Consider the following 17,866-nt stretch of genomic DNA (forward strand, 5'->3'; position numbering starts at 1 on the left):
ACCGCTAGTATAAGCGGCCCCCCACCTGGAGATGTTTCACCATGGCCGACAGCAAGCCGGAAATCGTCATCACGTATTGCACCCAGTGCCAGTGGCTGCTGCGCGCTGCCTGGCTGGCGCAGGAACTGCTCAGCACCTTTGCCGACGACCTTGGCCGAGTGGCGCTGGAACCTGGTACCGGCGGCATCTTCCGCATTGCCTGCGATGGAGTGCAGATCTGGGAACGCAAGGCCGACGGTGGTTTCCCCGAAGCCAAGGTGCTGAAGCAGCGGGTCCGCGACCAGATCGACCCGCAGCGCGACCTGGGTCACAACGATCGCTGATCAGGCGCCCTCGGCCACTGGCCGCTGCCTGGGGGGCTGCTCGGCCGCCAGGCGGCTGGACAGTACGATGGCGAAGATGATCAGCGCGCCGCCCAGCAGCATGCGCACGGTGGGGGTTTCGGCAAACACCACCCAGGCCACGGCAATGCCGTAGACCGGCTCCATGCCGAACACCACGGCAGCGGTACGTGCTTTGATCACCGCCAGGCTGGCAACGAACAGGCTGTGTGCCACGCCGGTGCAGAAGATGCCGAGCAGCGCGATCCACAGCCAGTCCATGGGCGCCACGCCTGGCAGGCCTGGTGCTGCGAACGGCAGCAGGCAAAGGCCTACCACCAGGTTTTGCCACAGCGCTGCCTGTACCGCAGGCAAGCGCCCGGAGCCGACGCGGTTGGTGAGCGACAGCAGCGAGAACAGCAGCCCGGACAGCAGTGCCCAGAGCAGGCCGCCAGTGGCCTCGCTGGCCAGGTCGAAGGCCGGTGTGACCAGTACCAGGCCAATGCTCACCAGCAGCACCAGCACTGCCTCGTTGCGGCGAATGCGTTCGCGGAACAGCAGGCCTTCAAGGATCACGGTAAAGGCCGGGAAGCTGGCGAAACCGAGGGTGGCGATGGCCACGCCGCCGACTTTGACGGCGATGAAGAAACTGACCCAGTGGCCGGCCAGCAGCACGCCGCCGAGCAACAGTCGGCGCACGTCCTGGCTGCCTAGACGTTGCCAGCCCGGGCCGGCAACACTGGCGAACAGGGCCAGGGCAAGCACAGCGAAGGCGGCGCGGCCGAACACGATGATTGCCGGGCTTGCGCTGGCGGCCAACTTGCCGAAGACGCCGGTGAGGCCGAAGAACAGCGCGCCAATGTGCAGCGCGCCGAGGGCGGTACGGTGGTTCATGATGGGTCCTTGCTCAAGATCTTCACGCCGTGGGGCGCGCCCACGAAAGGTGCGGTACAGGCTCAGTGTATAGGCTCAGGCAAACGCGTTCTGTCGCAAGACTGCTGTCAGTTGTCGCCAGGCTCTCGCCGCAAAGCTAATGGCGTACACCCGAACGCCCGCAACATCGCCGCCGAAAACGCACTCTGCGAGCCATACCCCACCTGCGCCGCAATTTCACCCATGGGCAGCGCGGTCTGTACTACCAACCGCCGTGCCTTGAGCAAGCGCCGCTGGCGAATGTAGTCCATTGGCGTCATCGCACACTCGGCAGTAAAGCGCGCGTGCAGCCGAGCGCTGGACAGGCCGGCGATGCGCGCCAGGTCGGCGACCTGCAGCGGGTAGGCTGCATGCTGCTCGATGTGCGCATCGAAGGCTGCATAGGGCAGTCGCTGGCTGGGGCGCACGTTGGCTGCTGTCGTGGCGTTCAGGCTGGCCAGCAACAGCGCTGCGCCTTGCCGGGCAATCAGCGGGTCGTCCATGGGGCTGGCCGCCAACCAGTCCACCAGTTGCTGCTGGCGTGCATCCAGGGCGAGGGTGGCGGGGCGGTCGAGCAGGCGCCGGCTGGCGTCGGCATGCTCGCCCAGCTGCTCGCGCAGCCAGTGGTCTCCGGGCACATCCAGCACCAGGCATTCGCTGCCCTTATCGCTGGCACAGGTGTGGTGAGCGCCGGCCGGCACCACGACCAACCCTTGGCGGGCGACCCCCGCACCTTGCCCCTGCACCTCGAACGCCAGGCGGCCGCGCAGGCCGAACACCAGTTGCGGGTGTTCGTGGCTATGGGCGATCAGGCTGTCGCGGTAGTGGCGCAGGGAGAGGATCGGGCCGACGATCATGGGGCGTCCTCGCAAGGCAAAGGCCCATTGTGCCCGATTCGCTGCTCACCATCACTCGTCACCGATTTGCCACGGCGCTGTCATGCGCGCCTGCCAGTCTCCAGCAAACTGCGCCGGAGCTTGCCCATGACCCATGCCGAACTGTCCCGCCCCTCGCGCAAGCAACGCGTGCGCACCTTGTGGATATCCGACGTGCACCTTGGCACCCGCGACTGCCAGGCCGAACACCTGTCGCAGTTTCTCAAGGGCTACCAGGCCGACCGTGTATACCTGGTGGGCGACATCATCGATGGCTGGAAGCTGCGTGGCGGGATTTACTGGCCGCAGGCCCACACCAACGTGATTCGCCGGCTGCTGACCATGAGCAAGCGCGGCACCGAGGTGATCTACGTCACCGGTAACCATGACGAGTTCCTGCGCCGGTATTCCAGGCTGATCCTGGGCAATATCCAGCTGGTCGACGAAGCCGAGCACCTGACCGCTGATGGCCGCCGGTTGTTGGTGATCCATGGCGACCAGTTCGACGTGATTACCCGCTACCACCGCTGGCTGGCGTTTCTCGGTGACCGTGCATACGAGCTCACGTTGGTGCTCAACCGCTGGCTGAACCATTGGCGCGCGCGTTACGGCTACGGGTACTGGTCGCTGTCCGCGTACCTCAAGCACAAGGTCAAAGGGGCGGTGAACTTCATCAGCGATTTCGAGGCTGCGATTGCCCACGAGTGCACCCGGCGTGGTTTTCATGGCGTGGTGTGCGGGCATATCCACCACGCCGAGATCCGCAAGGTGGGCGAGGTGGAGTACCTCAATTGCGGGGATTGGGTGGAGTCGTGCACGGCGTTGATCGAGCACTGGGATGGCAGTATCGAGCTGTATCGTCTGGCGCAGGCGCAAGCGGCGGTGCGGGCGTTGGTGTAAGGCTCGAGGGCCATGGGGCCGCGACGCGGCCCTGGAAATCCTACAGCTTGAGCTTGCCGAGCAGAATATCGCGAAACATCACGAAATCCCCGGCCAGGCTATAAAGCGGATAGGTGAAGGTCGCCGGCCGATTCTTCTCGAAAAAGAAATGCCCGACCCAGGCAAAACCGTAGCCGAACACCGGCACGGCCAGCAGCAGCAACCATTTGCCACTGCCGATGGTGTAGGCCACCAGGGCGATCACCAGGCTGGTGCCGACAAAGTGCAGGCGGCGACAAGTAGGGTTGCTGTGCTCCCCCAGGTAGTACGGGTAGAATTCGGCAAAACTGCGAAACTGCGCTGTGCTGTTCATGGCAGTACTCCGGGATTAATACTTCTGGACAAGATGCACGGCGTGGAGCCTGATTCGAGTCTAGAGTGATTGGCAGTGCCTACCAGTGACAATAGGCGCCAATTGAATATCCTTGGGGTTCACCGCAGGAGCGGTCAGGGAAGAGCCTGTCATGAGTGAAAGAACCACGTCAGCCAGCTGGGCATCAGGGATCGTGAAAGCACTTGAACTGGAAGGGCTGGACTGCCGGGCCATGTTCAAGCAGCTGGGGCTGGACTTCGCCGCCCTCGACGACCCTGATGCGCGCTTCCCTCAAGACTCCATGACCCGGCTTTGGCAACTGGCGGTGGAGTTGTCGGGCAACGAGGCCATCGGCCTGAACATGGCGCGTGTGGTGCGGCCAGCGTCATTCCATGTGGTGGGCTATGCGTTGATGTCCAGCCGCACCCTGGCCGAGGGCTTCGAACGGTTGGTGCGGTACCAGCGCATCATCGCCGAAAGCTCCGACCTCAGCTTCGTCCTCGGTGCCGAGGGCTATTCGCTGATTCTCACCGTGCATGGCGACCACCTGCCGCCGACCCGGCACAGTGCCGAAGCCTCGCTGGCCTGCGCGCTGGCGCTGTGCAAGTGGCTGAGCGGCCGGCCGGTGCAGCCGCGGCGGGTACTGGTGCAGGGGCCGCAGCCCAAGGATGTCGAGCCGTACAAGACGGCGTTCCATTCGCCACTGGTGTTCGGTGCACCGCACGATGCGTTGGTGTTCGAGCGGGCCGACATGGAGGCGCCACTGCCCACCGCCAACGAAGCCATGGCGGTGCTGCATGACCGCTTTGCCGGGGAGTACCTGGCGCGCTTTTCCGAAAGCCGGGTTACCCACCGCGTGCGCCAGGTGCTGTGCCGTATTCTGCCGCAGGGTGAGCCCAAGCGTGAAACCCTGGCCCAGGCCCTGCATCTGTCGCAGCGCACCTTGCAAAGGCGCTTGCAGGAGGAGGGCACCAGCTTCCAGACCTTGCTCGACGACACCCGCCGCGAACTGGCCGAACAGTACCTTGCCCAACCGGGCATGACCCTGCTGGAAACCGCCTACCTGCTGGGCTTTGCCGACCCCAGCAATTTCTACCGGGCGTTCCGCCGCTGGTTCGATGCCACGCCCAGCGAGTACCGCGCCCGCCTGGGCACTGAGGCCGAAGGGCTCAGTGACGCCAGAACGCCGGCATACACAATACCAGCACCGTGATGATTTCGAGCCGGCCGAGCAGCATGCCGGCGGCGAGGATCCACTTGGCTGCGTCCGGCAGCGTAGCGTAGTTGCCCGAAGGGCCGATCACTTCGCCGAGGCCCGGGCCCACACCCGAAACCGTGCCGGCGGCGCCGGTCAATGCGGTCATCCAGTCCACGCCCAGCAGTGACAGCAGCAGCGCCATGACGCAGATGGTGATGGCGAAGAAGAACGAGAATGTCAGGATCGAGCGCACGATGTCTTCGTCGAGACGGTGGCCGTTGTATTTCTGCTTGATCACCGCGCGCGGGTGGATCAGCTGGTTGAGGCTGGCCTTGAGCAGGATGTAGGCGACCTGGAAGCGGAAGATCTTGATGCCGCCTGCAGTCGAACCGGAGCAGCCACCAACGAAGCCCAGGTAGAAGAACAACATCAGCGAGAAATTGCCCCAGAGGCTGTAATCGCCCAGGGCGAAGCCGGTGGTGGTGACCACCGAGGTCACGTTCAGTGCCACGTGTCGCAGGGCATCCAGCCAGTGCAGGTTGGTGCTGTACCAGTACCAGGTGCCCAGCACCAGCCAGGTGACCAGTAGCATGCCCAGCAAGCCCTGTACCTGCTGGTCGCGGATCAGCGCCTTGCGGTTGCCACGCAGGGTGGCCACGTACAGGGTGAACGGCAGGCTGCCCATGATCATCACCACCACTGCCACCCAGTGCACTGCCGGGATATCCCATTTTGCCAGGGACTGGTCCGAGGTGGAAAAGCCGCCTGTAGAGATTGCCGACATCGCATGGTTGATGGCATCGAACGGGCTCATGCCGGCCCACCAGAAGGCCAGTGCGCCGAGGATCGAGAAGCCGACGTAAACCCCCACGATCGACTTGGCGACCATGTGCGAGCGCGGCATGACCTTCTCGGAGCGGTCGGAAGATTCGGTCTGGAACAGACGCATGCCACCGATGCGCAGCAGCGGCAGGATCGCTACCGCCATGGCGATGAAGCCGATGCCGCCAAGCCAGTGCAGCATCGAGCGCCACATGAGAATGCCCGGCGACATGGTATCCAGCCCGCTGAGCACAGTGGCGCCGGTGGCGGTGATACCCGACATGCTCTCGAAGAAGGCGTCGGTGTAGCTGATGTGCTGGGTCAGCAGGAACGGCAGGGCGGCGAATATGCACACCACCAGCCAGCTGCTGACCGTGAGCAGGTACATGTCGCGCGGGCGCAGGTGCACGTGTTCGGGTCGCCCCGGCACCACCAGGGCCAGGCCGGCGATGAAGGTGATCAGGCTGGACCAGAGGAACGACGGCATGTCGCCGGTGCGCTCGAAGATCACCAGGGTCGCCATGGGCACGGCCATGCCTACGGCCAGGGTAATCAGGAAGATGCCGATGATGAAACCAATGATCCTTAAGGTCGGCAACGCCATGTGATCTGCTCTGACTCGATTTGGAAGGGCGCCATTCTACCTATGGGTCTGATGATGTAAACGCTAGAATGGCTGCACATTCAACTGCCAGGAGGGTAGCCGATGGAGGCTCTCGACGCATTGCTCAACCGTGTTTCCGTGCCACGCCTGACCGAACCAGCGCCCAATGCCGCCCAGCGCGAGGCGCTGTTCCAGGCCGCCTTGCGTGCCCCGGACCATGGCCAGCTGCGGCCGTGGCGGTTCCTGACCATCGAAGGCCAGGGCCGCGAGAAATTGGGCGAGCTGTTCGCCGAAGCGGTGCAGCAAAAGGGTGATGCCAGCCAGGCTGCGCTGGACAAGGCTCGCGCCATGCCGCTGCGCGCGCCGTTGCTGATCGTGGTGGTGGCCACGCTGCAAGACCACTTCAAGGTGCCCAAGTCCGAACAGCGCCTGGCGGCGGGCTGTGCGGCGCACGGCATTCTGATTGCTGCGCATGCGCAGGGCATCGGTGCGGTGTGGCGTACCGGTGACATGGCCTTTGATGCCCATGTGCACAAGGGCCTGGGGCTGGCTGAGAACGAGGAGCTGATTGGCTACCTGTATGTCGGCACGCCGCTGACCGAGCCGCGTACCGCGCCGGTCCTGGAAACGGCTGATTTTGTCAGTGCCTGGGGTGAGTAACCTGGCCTTGGGCTGATTCATGTACCAAGGCTTCCGGCCTCTTCGCGGGTGAACCCGCGAAGAGGCCAGGCGCCTTTACATCACATCAACTGCCTGCCGCTTCCGCCAAGGGCAACTCCAGCCTGGCCACAAACCCACCCTGTGGATGATTGCCCAGCACCAAACTACCGCCATGGCGCTCCGCAGCCTTGCGCGCAATCGCCAACCCCAGGCCATGCCCCGGCGCTTCTTGCCCCGGCGCGCGGAAGAACGGCTCGCCCAGTTGTGCCAGGTGCTCTGCTGCCGCCCCAGGCCCGTGGTCACGCACGCTGATCACGATCCGGTCCTGCTCGCGCGCGGCGCTGACCTCGACCGGTTGGCCCACCGGATTGAAGCGCAGGGCATTGCGCAGCAGGTTGTCCACGGCACGCTCGATCAACGTTGGCCAACCCTGCAAACTCAACCCCGGCTGCGCCTCCAGGCGCACGTCCTGATCCGGCGCGCTCAGCAGGGCGTCCTTGCGCACGCTGCCGAGCAAGGCGTTGATGTCGACCGGTTCGGCATGAGCTTGTTCGGCGTCGACCCGGGCCAAGGTGAGGATTTCGCTGATCAGGTCTTCCAGGCGGTCGCACTCGCGGGTCAGGCGTGGCCACAGCGCTTGCCGCTGCTCAGGCTCGGCGCGCTCGGCCAGGGCCAGGGCGATACGCAGCCTGGCCAGCGGCGAGCGCAGTTCGTGGGACACATCGCGCAGCAGCTGGCGCTGGCTGCCAATGGTGCTTTGCAGGCGCGCGCCCATCTTGTTGAAGTCCTTGGCCAGTACCCCGAACTCGTCACGCCGTGCGGCAAGCCGGGCCAGGCTGTTCTGCTGGTAGGTGCTCTGGCCCAGGTCGTGCACGGCACTGCGCAGGCGGCTTAGCGGGCGGGTGATGGACAAGGTCACCAGCAGGCTGAACAGGGTCAGTACCACCAAGGCAATACCCAGCGCGCTGAGTGGCCACATCAGGCTTTCACGATGCCAGGCGTCCAGTGCCGGGTGGGGGATGCGGTAGATCAGCAGGTAGGTTTCGCCGGTGTCTGGGCTGGTGTATTCCTCGGTCAGCCGGCGCCACGGCAAGCGCCGCTGGTCATTGTGCTGGCGCGCCTCGAAGGCTGCCGCGCGGCGTGGGAAGGTACCGGGCACCACCGCCTCGCCACTGTCGTCGAGCACCTGCACGTCTATCTTGTAACGGCCCTTGCGCTGCTCCAGGAACTGCTGCGCCGCCTCCAGGCCTTCCTGCTCATAATGCCTCGCCCACTGGCTGGCCAGCGTGTTCAGGCCCGGGTGGCGGCTGAGGATCCAGGCGTCCTGGTTGAGCATGTGGCCCAGCAGGATCGACAGGCCTGCGACCAGGGTGATGGCCAGCCAGAAGCTGGCCAGGATGCGCCAGAACAGTGAACGCAAGTGCACCTCCTAAAACAGAAAAAGCCCGGCTCGCGCTTGGGCGGGCCGGGCATTGGGCGGACAGCTTACTGGGCCTTGTTGCCTTTTTCAGCTTTCCAGGCCTGGAACTCTTGCCACTCGGCTTTCTTGGCGGCGCGTTCCTTTTGCAGTTCGTCGAACTTCTTCTGCTGGTCAGGCTTGAGCAGGTTGCGCACGGCGGTGTCGGTTTTGGTGCGGCTGGCTTGCAGTTCGTCCTTCATGGCCTTCTGGTCGGCGGCCGGCAGTTTGGACAGGTAACGCTCGGTGATGTCGCGGCGCTGTTGCATCTGCTCGCCCATCAGCTTGCCGATCTGCTGGCGCTGGTCGCGGCTCAGGTCCAGTTGCTGGAAAGGCGCGTCACCGCGATGATGCGGGCCGTCGTGACGCGGGCCGCCATCAGGCATGGCCATGGCTACGGTCGGCAGGGCGGCGGCGAACATCAGGGCGATAAGGGTCTTGCGCATGGTGTCTCTCCTTTCATAGGCCGGTGGTTACCGGATGAGCACAGTCTAGGGAGATCACCGTCAAGCGCAGTCAGCGGATGGTAAAGGCTCGGTAAAGATGGTCAGAGGCAGTAGTAATAGCCACGGCTGCGCAGCGCGACGATGCGTGGCCGGCCATCGGCGTGGGGGCCGATCTTCTTGCGCAGGTTGCTGACGTGCATGTCCAGGCTGCGGTCGTACAGGGTCAGCTTGCGGCCCAGCCCGATCTGCGCGAGTTCCTGCTTGTCCAGCGGTTCGCCGGGCTGGCGCAGCAGGGCTTCGAGAATGCGGCTTTCGGACAGGGTCAGGGTCATTTCGCGGCCATCGATACTGGCCACGCCACGTGCAGGGCTGTAGACCAGGTCGCCCAGCTCTACCTGGCTGGTGGTAGCGGTGGGGTGGCTACGACGCAGCACCGCGCGCAGGCGGGCAGTGAGCTCACGCGGGTCGCAGGGTTTGGCCAGGTAGTCGTCGGCGCCCAGTTCCAGGCCGAGGATGCGGTCCAGTGGCTCACCACGCGCCGAAAGCATGAGCACCGGCAGTTCCGCATGCTCGCTGCGCAGCTGCTTGAGCAACTCCAGGCCACTGCCATCGGGCAGCATCACATCCAGCACCACGGCAGCGGGGGCGTGCTCGGCCAGGGCCTGGCGTGCGCTGTGGCCGTCGTGGCAGGCACGTACAGTGAACCCTTCCTGGGTCAGCCAGCTGCCGAGCAGCTCGCACAGCTCCTGGTCATCATCAATCAGTAACAGCTCGCTCATGACTCACTCAATTCAACCATTGACGGCGGTTATATCGGCCGCCAGTGGCAAAGATACCGCAGACTGATGGCAACCGCATAACTGCCGCACCGCGAAGCTGCTGACGCGGTGCGGACTCGGATCAAGGCAGCACTTGCTTGAAGGGCTTGACCACAACCTTGTCGTAGACACCTGCCGCAATATACGGATCAGCATCAGCCCAAGCCTGCGCTGCGGCCAGGGAATCGAACTCGGCAACGATCAGGCTGCCGCTGAAGCCTGCTTCGCCAGGGTCGTTGCTGTCGATGGCCGGGTGCGGGCCGGCCAGCACCACGCGGCCTTCGGCCTTGAGCTGCTGCAGGCGCTCGATGTGCGCCGGGCGGGCAGCCAGGCGCTTTTCCAGGGAGTTTGCGACGTCGCTGGCGATAATGGCGTAGAGCATGTCAATCCTTGGGTTTGGAGGTAGAAGGGTCGTCGTGCAGGTGGCGCGACAGGTACACGCCTTGCGCCACCAGGAAAATCACGGTCATGCCCAGGCTGCCGAACACCTTGAAGTCCACCCAGAAGTCCTGGAAGGTGAAGGCGACGAACAGGTTGGCCGCGCCGCAGAACAGGAAGAAGGCGATCCAGGCCAGGTTCAGGCGGGCCCAGATGGCATCCGGCAGGGTCAGGGCGTGGCCCATGATGCGCTTGATCAGTACCCGGTCGCCGATGAAGTGGCTGCCGGCAAAGCCCAGGGCGAACAACCAGTTGACCACCGGTGCCTTCCACTTGAGGAAGGTTTCACTGTGGAAGGTCAGGGTCAGGCCGCCGAAGACCAGGCAGGCGACCAAGGTCAGCCACTGGCCTTTTTCCAGCTTGCGCTGGCGCAGGAACAGCGCACCGTACACCACCAGCGAGCTGATGATCAGCATGGCTGTGGCGCTGTAGATGCCGCCGAATTCGAAGCTGTGGCCGGCGACTTCCATGGGGCGCGGGTCGAGCTTGTAGACGATGAAGAACAGCAGCAGCGGGATGAAATCGATGAATTGTTTCACAATGGCAGCCAGAATCGGGATGTGACGGCATAATAACAAACATCGATTCCAGCGAAAGCGCTCCTCCATGAATGTTGATCTGCACTGTCACAGCACGGCCTCCGACGGCGCCCTGTCGCCCGCGATCCTGGTTGCCCGGGCCCATGAGCATGGGGTGCAAACGCTGGCACTGACCGACCATGACACCATCGAAGGCCTGCCCGAGGCGCACCAGGCGTGCATTGAGCGGGGCATGCACTGGGTCAGCGGGGTAGAGCTGTCATGTACCTGGGGTGGCGCCACTATCCACGTGCTCGGCTATGACTTCCCGCTTGATGCGCCGCCGCTGCTGGCGGCGATCGAAGCGTTGCACCGTGGCCGCTGGCTGCGCGCCGAAGAAATTGACAAACGGTTGGCCGCCAAGGGCATGCCCGGCACCCTTGAAGGCGCCCGCGCCGTGCAGCACGAGCTGGGCGATAGCGGCAATGCCCCGGCGCGCCCGCACTTTGCCGAGTACCTGGTACGTGCCGGGCACGTCAAGGACCGGGGCGAGGCGTTTCGCAAATGGCTGGGCGCCGGCAAGTTGGGTGACGTGAAACAGCATTGGCCGACCCTTGACGAAACCGTTGCTACGCTACGGCAGTCCAACGCCTGGGTGAGCCTGGCGCATCCCATGCACTACGACCTGACCCGCAGCAAGCGCAGACGGCTGATTGCCGACTATATTCAGGCAGGTGGGCAGGCGCTCGAAGTGGTCAACGGGATGATGCCTGCCGAGCAAGTGGGCACCATGTCCATCCTTACCCGTGAGTTCGGCCTGCTGGCAAGCGCTGGCAGTGATTTCCACGGCCCCGGCACCTGGGGCGAGATCGGTGCCTACCGGCCTTTGCCCGAGGACCTGCCACCTCTGTGGCGCCGATTCAGCCATGAACAGCCTATGGCGGTATGAACAGGACGATTACGTGAGCCAATTTTTCCAGATTCATCCGGAGAACCCGCAGCAGCGGCTGATCCGCCAGGCGGTGGAGATCATCCGCAAGGGCGGAGTGGTGGTGTATCCCACCGATTCGGCCTATGCCTTGGGTTGCCAGATTGGCGACAAGGCGGCGATCGAACGCGTGCGGCGCCTGCGCGGCCTGGACAAGACCCACAACTTCACCCTGATGTGCTGCGATATGTCGCAGTTGGGGCTGTATGCCAAGGTCGACACAGGCACCTTCCGCCTGCTCAAGGCCCATGTGCCAGGGCCTTACACGTTCATTCTCAACGGTACCCGGGAGGTGCCGCGCCTGCTGTTGCACGAAAAGCGCCGCACCATCGGCCTGCGCGTGCCGGACCACGCCATTACCCTGGCGCTGTTGGCCGAGCTGGGCGAGCCGCTGATGAGCGTGAGCCTGATCCTGCCGGGGGACGACGAGCCGATGACCGACCCCTACGAAATTCGTGAGCGCCTGGAGCACCATGTCGACCTGGTGATCGACGGTGGTTTCGGCGACCTCAAGGCATCGACCATCATCGACCTGTCCGGTGACGAGCCGGAGCTGATCCGCGAAGGCTGCGGCGATCCGACACCGTTCCTGGTCAACGCGTGAGCCAGGTGGAAGCGCCCGAGGCGCCGGCCGAACAGGCCGAGGAGCCTCGGCAGTTACAACTGGCGCTGGTCTACGGCGAAGCCCTCACCGAGCTGCCGTTGGACCTGTACATCCCGCCAGACGCCCTGGAGGTCATCCTTGAAGCCTTCGAAGGCCCGCTGGACCTGTTGCTGTACCTGATCCGCAAGCAGAACATCGACATCCTCGACATCCCGGTGGCAGAGATCACCCGCCAGTACATGGGCTACGTCGAATTGATGAAGAGCGTACGCCTGGAGCTGGCTGCCGAGTACCTGGTGATGGCGGCCATGCTCGCCGAGATCAAGTCGCGCATGCTGCTGCCGCGCTCCGCCGACATCGAGGAAGAGGAGGGCGACCCGCGCGCCGAGCTGATCCGCCGCCTGCAGGAGTACGAGCGCTTCAAGGCCGCCGCCGAGGGCATCGACGAATTGCCGCGGGTTGGCCGTGACGTGGTAGTGCCCCGCCTGGAGGCCCCGCAGGCCAAGGTGCGCAAGCTGTTGCCGCAGGTCAGCCTGGAGGAGCTGCTGGTGTCCATGGCCGAGGTAATGCGCCGCAATGACCTGTTCGAAAGCCACCAGATCACCCGTGAAACCCTGTCCACCCGCGAGCGCATGAGCCAGGTGCTGGAACGCCTGAAGGGCGGCGCTTTCGTGCCGTTCGTCGAGTTGTTCGGCGCAGACGAAGGCAAGCTGGGCGTGGTGGTGACCTTCATGGCGGTGCTTGAGCTGGTGAAGGAATCGCTGATCGAACTGGTGCAGAATGAACCTTTCGCCGCCATCCATGTGCGGCTTCGCCCGGCGCTTGTTGAAGAACCCGATGAACCTTAATGAACCCCGCGACCTGGCGTCGCTGATCGAAGCCTTTTTGCTGGCGTCGGGCAAACCGCAATCCCTGGACCGCCTCTACGAGTTGTTCGAGGAGGCCGAGCGCCCCGAGCCCAAGGTGTTCAAGCAGGCCCTGGAGGTGCTGGGCAAGTCGTGCAACGGCCGCGCCTTTGAGCTGAAGGAGGTGGCCAGCGGCTACCGCCTGCAAATTCGCGAAGACTTTGCGCCCTGGGTCGGGCGCCTGTGGGAGGAGCGCCCGCAGCGCTATTCGCGGGCTTTGCTGGAAACCCTGGCGTTGATCGCCTACCGCCAACCGATCACCCGTGGTGAGATCGAAGACGTGCGTGGCGTGGCGGTGAACAGCAACATCATCAAGACCATGATGGAGCGCGAGTGGATACGCGTGGTCGGCTACCGCGAAGTGCCCGGGCGCCCGGCGATGTTTGCCACCACCAAGGCGTTTCTCGACCACTTCAACCTGAAAAGCCTGGACGAGCTGCCGGCCTTGGCCGAGCTGCGCGAGATGGAGCCCGAGCCTGTGCTTGACCCGGATGATGCGCCGGTACCGGCGCATTTGCAGGCGTTGGCCGATGCCAGCCTCGGTGAGGAGGAAGCGGTGGGCGAGCCGAAGGAGGAAACCAGCTTCCGCAGCTTGCTGGTGGAACTGGATGCCATGGAAGAGGGGTTGAAAACCGACTTCGATGACCTGCGTTCAGAAGAGCCCGAGGCTTCTGCGGAAGAAGAGGGCAAGGCACAGCCAACCCATCACCATTAGGCAGAAACCCCTCCCGGCCCGCACAAAACCCTCTAATCTCCAGTGCGTTCCCACGGCGAAACGCGTATGATGCGCGACCTTTTGGCGCTTCCGTCGCCAGAAACCCCTTTTTCATTCCTACACCGGGAGGTGCCCAGATGAGTGAGCAAGACCTGCAAGATACCGAGATCACCCCGCCATCCGGCGAAAAGCTGCAGAAAGTGCTGGCACGCATTGGCGTGGGCTCGCGCCGTGATGTCGAGGCCTGGATCAGCCAGGGCCGTATCAAGGTCAATGGCGTCGAGGCCACCCTCGGCCAGCGCGTCGACCTGCACGACGCCATTGCCGTTGACGGCAAGCTGATCAAGCGCGAGGAAGCCGCCGAGGCCACTCGCCGGGTGATCATGTACAACAAGCCCGATGGCGAAATCTGCACCCGTGACGACCCGGAAGGCCGCCCGACCGTGTTCGACCGCCTGCCACGGCCGAAAGAAGGCCGCTGGATCAACATCGGCCGCCTCGACATCAACACCACCGGGCTGCTGCTGTTCACCACCGACGGTGAACTGGCCAACCGCCTGATGCACCCGTCGTACGAAATGGACCGTGAGTACGCGGTACGTGTGCGTGGTGAAGTGGATGACGAGATGATCGAGCGCCTTAAGGCTGGCGTGATGCTGGAAGACGGCCCGGCCAAGTTCACCGACATCCAGAAGGCACCCGGTGGCGAAGGCTTCAACCACTGGTACCACTGCGTGGTGATGGAAGGTCGTAACCGTGAAGTGCGTCGCCTGTGGGAATCCCAGGGCATGGTGGTCAGCCGCCTGAAGCGCGTGCGTTTCGGCCCGGTGTTCCTCAATTCCGACCTGCCGATGGGCCGCTGGCGGGAAATGTCCCAGGGCGAGATCGACATCCTGGCCGCTGAAGTAGGATTGCAGCCAGTTGCGCTGCCAACCCTGAACCTCAAGGCCAAGGACAAGATGGAGCGTATGCAGCGCAAATCGTCTCGCCCACTGGGCCGTGGCGAGCGCGTGCGCAACTTGCGCCCGGCGCAGGAGGGCGCAGCCGCTGGCGAACGCCCTGCGCGTCAACCGCGTGAAGAAGCCCCGCGCAAGGGCAGCCGCGGCAGCGCCGTGGCCGAGCGCCCAAGCGAGATGCGCAAGCGCCCGGGCAAGCCTGATGGTGACAAGCCGGCAGGCCGTGGTCGCGGCAAGCCGCGTGGCTGACAGGCCTTTGCGGTAGAGAGAACCAGCCTTCGGGCTGGTTTTTTTATGCCTGTGAGAAGTGGGGGCGGCAAAACCACCTCAAGATATTGAAGAAAAAGAATTTTTCGGATGACTGGCAAGTTCTTGAACCGCCTTGTAAATAAAACTATACAAGCCTGGCTTATTTCAGCCTGCATTTCAGAATATGCCCGATCTTGTAAACAAACCTTGCCGCTCTTGACGCTGGCAATGCCCCGCCCATGTCCTGCCCACCCTTGCCCAAACCCCCGCCCCACGGTGTTATAGCCGCCATTGCCGTGTGCAAGAGCCTGCCCGAAGAGGCCGGCTGACAAAACAACAAATGGAGGCGCCATGTACGCCGATCACGTTGCCTATCAAGGCCCATACCACAGGATCGCTGCGTTTTTTCCCAAGGAAACGATGCAACGCGTTGACGCCTGCGCGCTTGCAGGGGTATACAGTGCGCCGCGTTTTACCTGTGACCCTCTTGCGTACCGCGCACTCTTGATCACGCCTGGTTGACCCGCCCCGGCGGCACCTGAGGTCAAGAAACCCAAGGTAACCACCTTGCCCATTCCGCTGCGCCACGAGCGCGGTGGGTCCGATTCCGTCACAGATAAAAACAATGCAGGTGACTTCGTTCATGAGTGGACAAAACATGCATTCAGGCGAGCTCAAACGGGGCCTGAAGAACCGCCACATCCAGTTGATCGCCCTCGGCGGCGCGATTGGTACCGGCCTGTTCCTCGGCTCGGCAGGCGTGATGAAATCCGCCGGCCCGTCGATGATCCTTGGCTACGCTATCTGCGGCTTCATCGCCTTCATGATCATGCGCCAGCTTGGCGAGATGATCGTCGAAGAGCCGGTGGCCGGCTCGTTCAGCCATTTCGCCCACACCTATTGGGGCGGTTTCGCCGGCTTCCTGTCGGGCTGGAACTGCTGGGTGCTGTACATTCTGGTGGGCATGTCGGAGCTCTCGGCGGTCGGCAAGTATGTTCACTACTGGTGGCCGGAGATCCCGACCTGGGTGACCGCCGCAGCGTTTTTCGTGCTGATCAACGCCATCAACCTGATGAACGTGAAGTTCTTCGGAGAGGCCGAGTTCTGGTTTGCCATCATCAAGGTGGTGGCCATCGTCAGCATGATCGGCCTGGGTGCCTACCTGCTGACCAGCGGCAGCGGCGGCCCTGACGCCACCGTGGCCAACCTGTGGTCGCACGGCGGCTTCTTCCCGAATGGCGTCAGCGGGCTGGTAATGGCCCTGGCCTTCATCATGTTTTCCTTCGGTGGCCTGGAAATGCTCGGCTTTACCGCTGCCGAGGCCGACAAGCCGAAGACCGTGATCCCCAAGGCGATCAACCAGGTCATCTACCGCATCCTGATTTTCTATGTCGGTGCCCTGGTGGTGCTGTTGTCGCTGACCCCTTGGGACAACCTGGTCGCCAGCATCGACGCTTCGGGTGGCAGCTATGGCAGCAGCCCGTTCGTGCAGGTGTTCTCGTTGCTGGGCAGTGATGTGGCAGCCAACCTGCTGAACTTCGTGGTACTGACTGCGGCGCTGTCGGTGTACAACAGTGGTACCTACTGCAACGCGCGTATGCTGCTGGGCATGGCCGAGCAGGGCGATGCACCGGCATCGCTGGCCAAAGTCGACAAGCGCGGCGTGCCTGTGCGTTCGATCCTGGTGTCGGCTGCCGTGACTTTCGTTGCCGTGCTGCTCAACTACCTGATGCCGCAAAACGCCCTGGAACTGCTGATGTCGCTGGTAGTAGCCACCCTGGTGATCAACTGGGCGATGATCAGCTACTCGCACTTGAAGTTCCGCCAGCACCTCGACCGTACCGGCCAGAAGCCGCTGTTCAAGGCGTTGTGGTACCCGTACGGTAACTATGTGGTACTGGCCTTCGTGGTGCTGATCCTCGGCATCATGCTGATGATTCCGGGTATCCAGGTGTCGGTGTACGCGATCCCGGTGTGGCTGATTGCGATGTTCGTGGTGTACATGCTCAAACAGCGTCGCCAGCTGAATGCGGGCGGTACCGTTGAGACTGTGGCCAAGTAAGGCACCCTAGGCGGTATGCCAAAACCCGGAGTCACGTGAGTGGCTTCGGGTTTTTTGTTGCCGGTGCGGGCCGGTGCGCGGGTACAGGCGACAATCAGATCTGTTCCAGCAACCATCCCCTGAATGCTCGCAGCGACGGCAGCGCCTCATTCCTCGGCGGGTAGATCAGGTAATAGCTGCGCTGGCTGGCAAACGCCACCCCCGGGCTGTGCAGCTCACCCTTGGCCAGTTCTTCCTCCACCAGTATGCGCGGCACCAGCCCGATTCCGATCCCGGCTCGCACGGCCTGGATCAGGTGCGATGTCAGCTCGAAACTGGGCCCCAGGCGCATCGCTCGGTGGGGCAGGCCGTGGTGCGAGAACCACTCGCCCCAGGCATGCGGGTTGTTGGCCACGTTGAGCAGCACCTCCTCGCTGATCCTGGCCGGGCTCCAGTTTTTACTGTCGGCAGCGGCCTGCGGCGGCAGAATCACCACCAGTTCCTCGGCATGCAGGCGATGGCAGATCAGCCCTGGCAGGTCGTGGCTGGCCACGCCGATGGCGGCATCGATCTCGCTGGTGTCGAAGTTGATGGCTTCGATGCGTGAATGGATGTGCACCAGCATACCCGGGTGAGCGCTGTAGAACGCGTGCAGTCGCGGCAACAGCCATTTCGAGCCGAATGTCGGCAGGGTGGCCAGGCGCAAAGTGCCGACCCCGGACTGGTAGGCCAGCGCCTGCAATGTGGCGCTGCGGATGCGCCCCAGCGCCTCGCTGAGCTCGCGCTGGTACAGGCGGCCAACATCGGTAAGCTGCACCTGGCGGCCTTCGCGGCGGAACAGGGTCAGGCCCAGTTGTTGTTCCAGTGCCTGCACTTGCCGGCTGACCGCGCTTTGGGTCAGCGACAATTCGGCAGCGGCGCGGGTGTAGCTTTCATGCCGGGCGGCGGCCTCGAATGCCAGCAGCAGCGACATGGAAGGTGTCAGGTGGCGGTAATTCATTCATAAAGGTCATTGATAGCGGCAGGATTATCCGTTTGCCCCTGAAGCCAAACTACAGGAACATTGGCCTATACGTCATCCCCGCATGC

20 protein-coding genes are annotated in these 17,866 nt (G+C 63.6%); 10 read left to right on the plus strand and 10 right to left on the minus strand.

The window, feature by feature from the left end; all coding sequences use genetic code 11:
- Positions 1-41: 41 nt before the first annotated feature.
- Entirely contained in the window at positions 42-323 is a 282-nt protein-coding gene (locus OO258_RS03205) for a SelT/SelW/SelH family protein (RefSeq protein WP_266028839.1), read from the plus strand.
- Here the strand turns inward: OO258_RS03205 and OO258_RS03210 are convergent, their stop codons facing one another.
- Together OO258_RS03210 and OO258_RS03215 are read right to left on the minus strand one after the other, a co-directional pair.
- A complete protein-coding gene (locus OO258_RS03210; protein WP_110743680.1) occupies positions 324-1,214 on the minus strand; it encodes a DMT family transporter in 891 nt (296 codons plus the stop codon).
- 107 nt (positions 1,215-1,321) lie between these two features.
- The gene (locus OO258_RS03215) at positions 1,322-2,089 is read right to left on the minus strand and encodes a helix-turn-helix transcriptional regulator (protein ID WP_266028840.1); all 768 of its coding nucleotides are present in this window, start codon (positions 2,087-2,089) and stop codon (positions 1,322-1,324) included.
- Between the two features lie 126 nt (positions 2,090-2,215).
- Between OO258_RS03215 and OO258_RS03220 the strand changes: the two genes are divergently transcribed.
- The gene (locus OO258_RS03220) at positions 2,216-3,007 is read left to right on the plus strand and encodes a UDP-2,3-diacylglucosamine diphosphatase (RefSeq protein WP_266028841.1); all 792 of its coding nucleotides are present in this window, start codon (positions 2,216-2,218) and stop codon (positions 3,005-3,007) included.
- Positions 3,008-3,047: 40 nt separating this feature from the next.
- Here OO258_RS03220 and OO258_RS03225 read toward each other — a convergent pair whose 3' ends face one another.
- The gene (locus OO258_RS03225) at positions 3,048-3,359 is read right to left on the minus strand and encodes a DUF962 domain-containing protein (RefSeq protein WP_266028842.1); all 312 of its coding nucleotides are present in this window, start codon (positions 3,357-3,359) and stop codon (positions 3,048-3,050) included.
- 151 nt (positions 3,360-3,510) lie between these two features.
- Here OO258_RS03225 and OO258_RS03230 point away from each other — a divergent pair, with 151 nt between their 5' ends.
- Positions 3,511-4,572 (plus strand): AraC family transcriptional regulator, encoded by a 1,062-nt coding sequence (locus tag OO258_RS03230; RefSeq protein ID WP_266028843.1) that lies wholly within the window; start codon positions 3,511-3,513, stop codon positions 4,570-4,572.
- Here OO258_RS03230 and OO258_RS03235 read toward each other — a convergent pair.
- On the minus strand, positions 4,529-5,983 hold the full coding sequence (locus OO258_RS03235) for a TrkH family potassium uptake protein (protein ID WP_266028844.1): 1,455 nt from the start codon (positions 5,981-5,983) through the stop codon (positions 4,529-4,531). The genes OO258_RS03230 and OO258_RS03235 overlap by 44 nt on opposite strands.
- Positions 5,984-6,085: 102 nt before the next feature.
- Between OO258_RS03235 and OO258_RS03240 the strand changes: the two genes are divergently transcribed.
- Positions 6,086-6,643 (plus strand): NAD(P)H nitroreductase, encoded by a 558-nt coding sequence (locus tag OO258_RS03240; protein ID WP_266028845.1) that lies wholly within the window; start codon positions 6,086-6,088, stop codon positions 6,641-6,643.
- Between the two features lie 85 nt (positions 6,644-6,728).
- Here the strand turns inward: OO258_RS03240 and OO258_RS03245 are convergent, their stop codons facing one another.
- From OO258_RS03245 to OO258_RS03265, 5 genes are all read right to left on the minus strand, one after another.
- Positions 6,729-8,069: a sensor histidine kinase gene (locus OO258_RS03245; RefSeq protein WP_266028846.1), complete on the minus strand. Its 1,341-nt coding sequence runs from the start codon at positions 8,067-8,069 to the stop codon at positions 6,729-6,731.
- 59 nt (positions 8,070-8,128) lie between these two features.
- Complete coding sequence (locus OO258_RS03250) at positions 8,129-8,545, minus strand: Spy/CpxP family protein refolding chaperone (protein WP_110743673.1); 417 nt, start codon at positions 8,543-8,545, stop codon at positions 8,129-8,131.
- 101 nt (positions 8,546-8,646) lie between these two features.
- Positions 8,647-9,324: a response regulator transcription factor gene (locus OO258_RS03255; protein ID WP_051099396.1), complete on the minus strand. Its 678-nt coding sequence runs from the start codon at positions 9,322-9,324 to the stop codon at positions 8,647-8,649.
- Between the two features lie 121 nt (positions 9,325-9,445).
- Positions 9,446-9,745 carry a YciI family protein gene (locus tag OO258_RS03260; RefSeq protein ID WP_015271283.1) on the minus strand — a complete coding sequence of 100 codons (300 nt, stop codon included), beginning with the start codon at positions 9,743-9,745 and terminating at the stop codon, positions 9,446-9,448.
- 1 nt (position 9,746) lies between these two features.
- Positions 9,747-10,340 carry a septation protein A gene (locus OO258_RS03265; RefSeq protein WP_110743671.1) on the minus strand — a complete coding sequence of 198 codons (594 nt, stop codon included), beginning with the start codon at positions 10,338-10,340 and terminating at the stop codon, positions 9,747-9,749.
- A gap of 67 nt (positions 10,341-10,407) precedes the next feature.
- Between OO258_RS03265 and OO258_RS03270 the strand changes: the two genes are divergently transcribed.
- The 6 genes from OO258_RS03270 to OO258_RS03295 all read left to right on the plus strand — a co-directional run bounded on the left by OO258_RS03270 (position 10,408) and on the right by OO258_RS03295 (position 16,798).
- A complete protein-coding gene (locus OO258_RS03270; protein ID WP_110743670.1) occupies positions 10,408-11,268 on the plus strand; it encodes a PHP domain-containing protein in 861 nt (286 codons plus the stop codon).
- 13 nt (positions 11,269-11,281) lie between these two features.
- Entirely contained in the window at positions 11,282-11,911 is a 630-nt protein-coding gene (locus OO258_RS03275; protein WP_110743835.1) for an L-threonylcarbamoyladenylate synthase, read from the plus strand.
- A gap of 125 nt (positions 11,912-12,036) precedes the next feature.
- On the plus strand, positions 12,037-12,759 hold the full coding sequence (locus tag OO258_RS03280) for a segregation and condensation protein A (RefSeq protein WP_266028939.1): 723 nt from the start codon (positions 12,037-12,039) through the stop codon (positions 12,757-12,759).
- Positions 12,749-13,531, plus strand: a complete 783-nt coding sequence (scpB, locus tag OO258_RS03285) for an SMC-Scp complex subunit ScpB (protein ID WP_266028847.1) — start codon at positions 12,749-12,751, stop codon at positions 13,529-13,531. The genes OO258_RS03280 and scpB overlap by 11 nt, the downstream gene beginning before the upstream one ends.
- A 137-nt stretch (positions 13,532-13,668) precedes the next feature.
- The gene (gene rluB / locus OO258_RS03290) at positions 13,669-14,736 is read left to right on the plus strand and encodes a 23S rRNA pseudouridine(2605) synthase RluB (protein ID WP_110743667.1); all 1,068 of its coding nucleotides are present in this window, start codon (positions 13,669-13,671) and stop codon (positions 14,734-14,736) included.
- Positions 14,737-15,379: 643 nt separating this feature from the next.
- A complete protein-coding gene (locus tag OO258_RS03295) occupies positions 15,380-16,798 on the plus strand; it encodes an amino acid permease (RefSeq protein ID WP_266028848.1) in 1,419 nt (472 codons plus the stop codon).
- Between the two features lie 94 nt (positions 16,799-16,892).
- On the opposite strand, the gene OO258_RS03300 is transcribed toward OO258_RS03295, so the two are convergent.
- On the minus strand, positions 16,893-17,777 hold the full coding sequence (locus OO258_RS03300) for a LysR substrate-binding domain-containing protein (RefSeq protein ID WP_266028849.1): 885 nt from the start codon (positions 17,775-17,777) through the stop codon (positions 16,893-16,895).
- Positions 17,778-17,866: the final 89 nt, after the last annotated feature.

Origin of the sequence: Pseudomonas sp. DCB_BI (assembly GCF_026240995.1) — a bacterium.
GTDB lineage: Bacteria > Pseudomonadota > Gammaproteobacteria > Pseudomonadales > Pseudomonadaceae > Aquipseudomonas.

Coding starts and splice junctions, on each gene's coding strand:
- OO258_RS03230 (WP_266028843.1), top strand. CDS start 3,511: ATGAGTGAAAGAACCACGTCAGCCAGCTGGGCATCAGGGATCGTGAAA.
- OO258_RS03240 (WP_266028845.1), top strand. CDS start 6,086: ATGGAGGCTCTCGACGCATTGCTCAACCGTGTTTCCGTGCCACGCCTG.
- scpB (WP_266028847.1), top strand. CDS start 12,749: ATGAACCTTAATGAACCCCGCGACCTGGCGTCGCTGATCGAAGCCTTT.
- OO258_RS03300 (WP_266028849.1), bottom strand. CDS start 17,777: ATGAATTACCGCCACCTGACACCTTCCATGTCGCTGCTGCTGGCATTC.
- rluB (WP_110743667.1), top strand. CDS start 13,669: ATGAGTGAGCAAGACCTGCAAGATACCGAGATCACCCCGCCATCCGGC.
- OO258_RS03270 (WP_110743670.1), top strand. CDS start 10,408: ATGAATGTTGATCTGCACTGTCACAGCACGGCCTCCGACGGCGCCCTG.
- OO258_RS03225 (WP_266028842.1), bottom strand. CDS start 3,359: ATGAACAGCACAGCGCAGTTTCGCAGTTTTGCCGAATTCTACCCGTAC.
- OO258_RS03235 (WP_266028844.1), bottom strand. CDS start 5,983: ATGGCGTTGCCGACCTTAAGGATCATTGGTTTCATCATCGGCATCTTC.
- OO258_RS03205 (WP_266028839.1), top strand. CDS start 42: ATGGCCGACAGCAAGCCGGAAATCGTCATCACGTATTGCACCCAGTGC.
- OO258_RS03220 (WP_266028841.1), top strand. CDS start 2,216: ATGACCCATGCCGAACTGTCCCGCCCCTCGCGCAAGCAACGCGTGCGC.
- OO258_RS03210 (WP_110743680.1), bottom strand. CDS start 1,214: ATGAACCACCGTACCGCCCTCGGCGCGCTGCACATTGGCGCGCTGTTC.
- OO258_RS03260 (WP_015271283.1), bottom strand. CDS start 9,745: ATGCTCTACGCCATTATCGCCAGCGACGTCGCAAACTCCCTGGAAAAG.
- OO258_RS03295 (WP_266028848.1), top strand. CDS start 15,380: ATGAGTGGACAAAACATGCATTCAGGCGAGCTCAAACGGGGCCTGAAG.
- OO258_RS03255 (WP_051099396.1), bottom strand. CDS start 9,324: ATGAGCGAGCTGTTACTGATTGATGATGACCAGGAGCTGTGCGAGCTG.
- OO258_RS03215 (WP_266028840.1), bottom strand. CDS start 2,089: ATGATCGTCGGCCCGATCCTCTCCCTGCGCCACTACCGCGACAGCCTG.
- OO258_RS03250 (WP_110743673.1), bottom strand. CDS start 8,545: ATGCGCAAGACCCTTATCGCCCTGATGTTCGCCGCCGCCCTGCCGACC.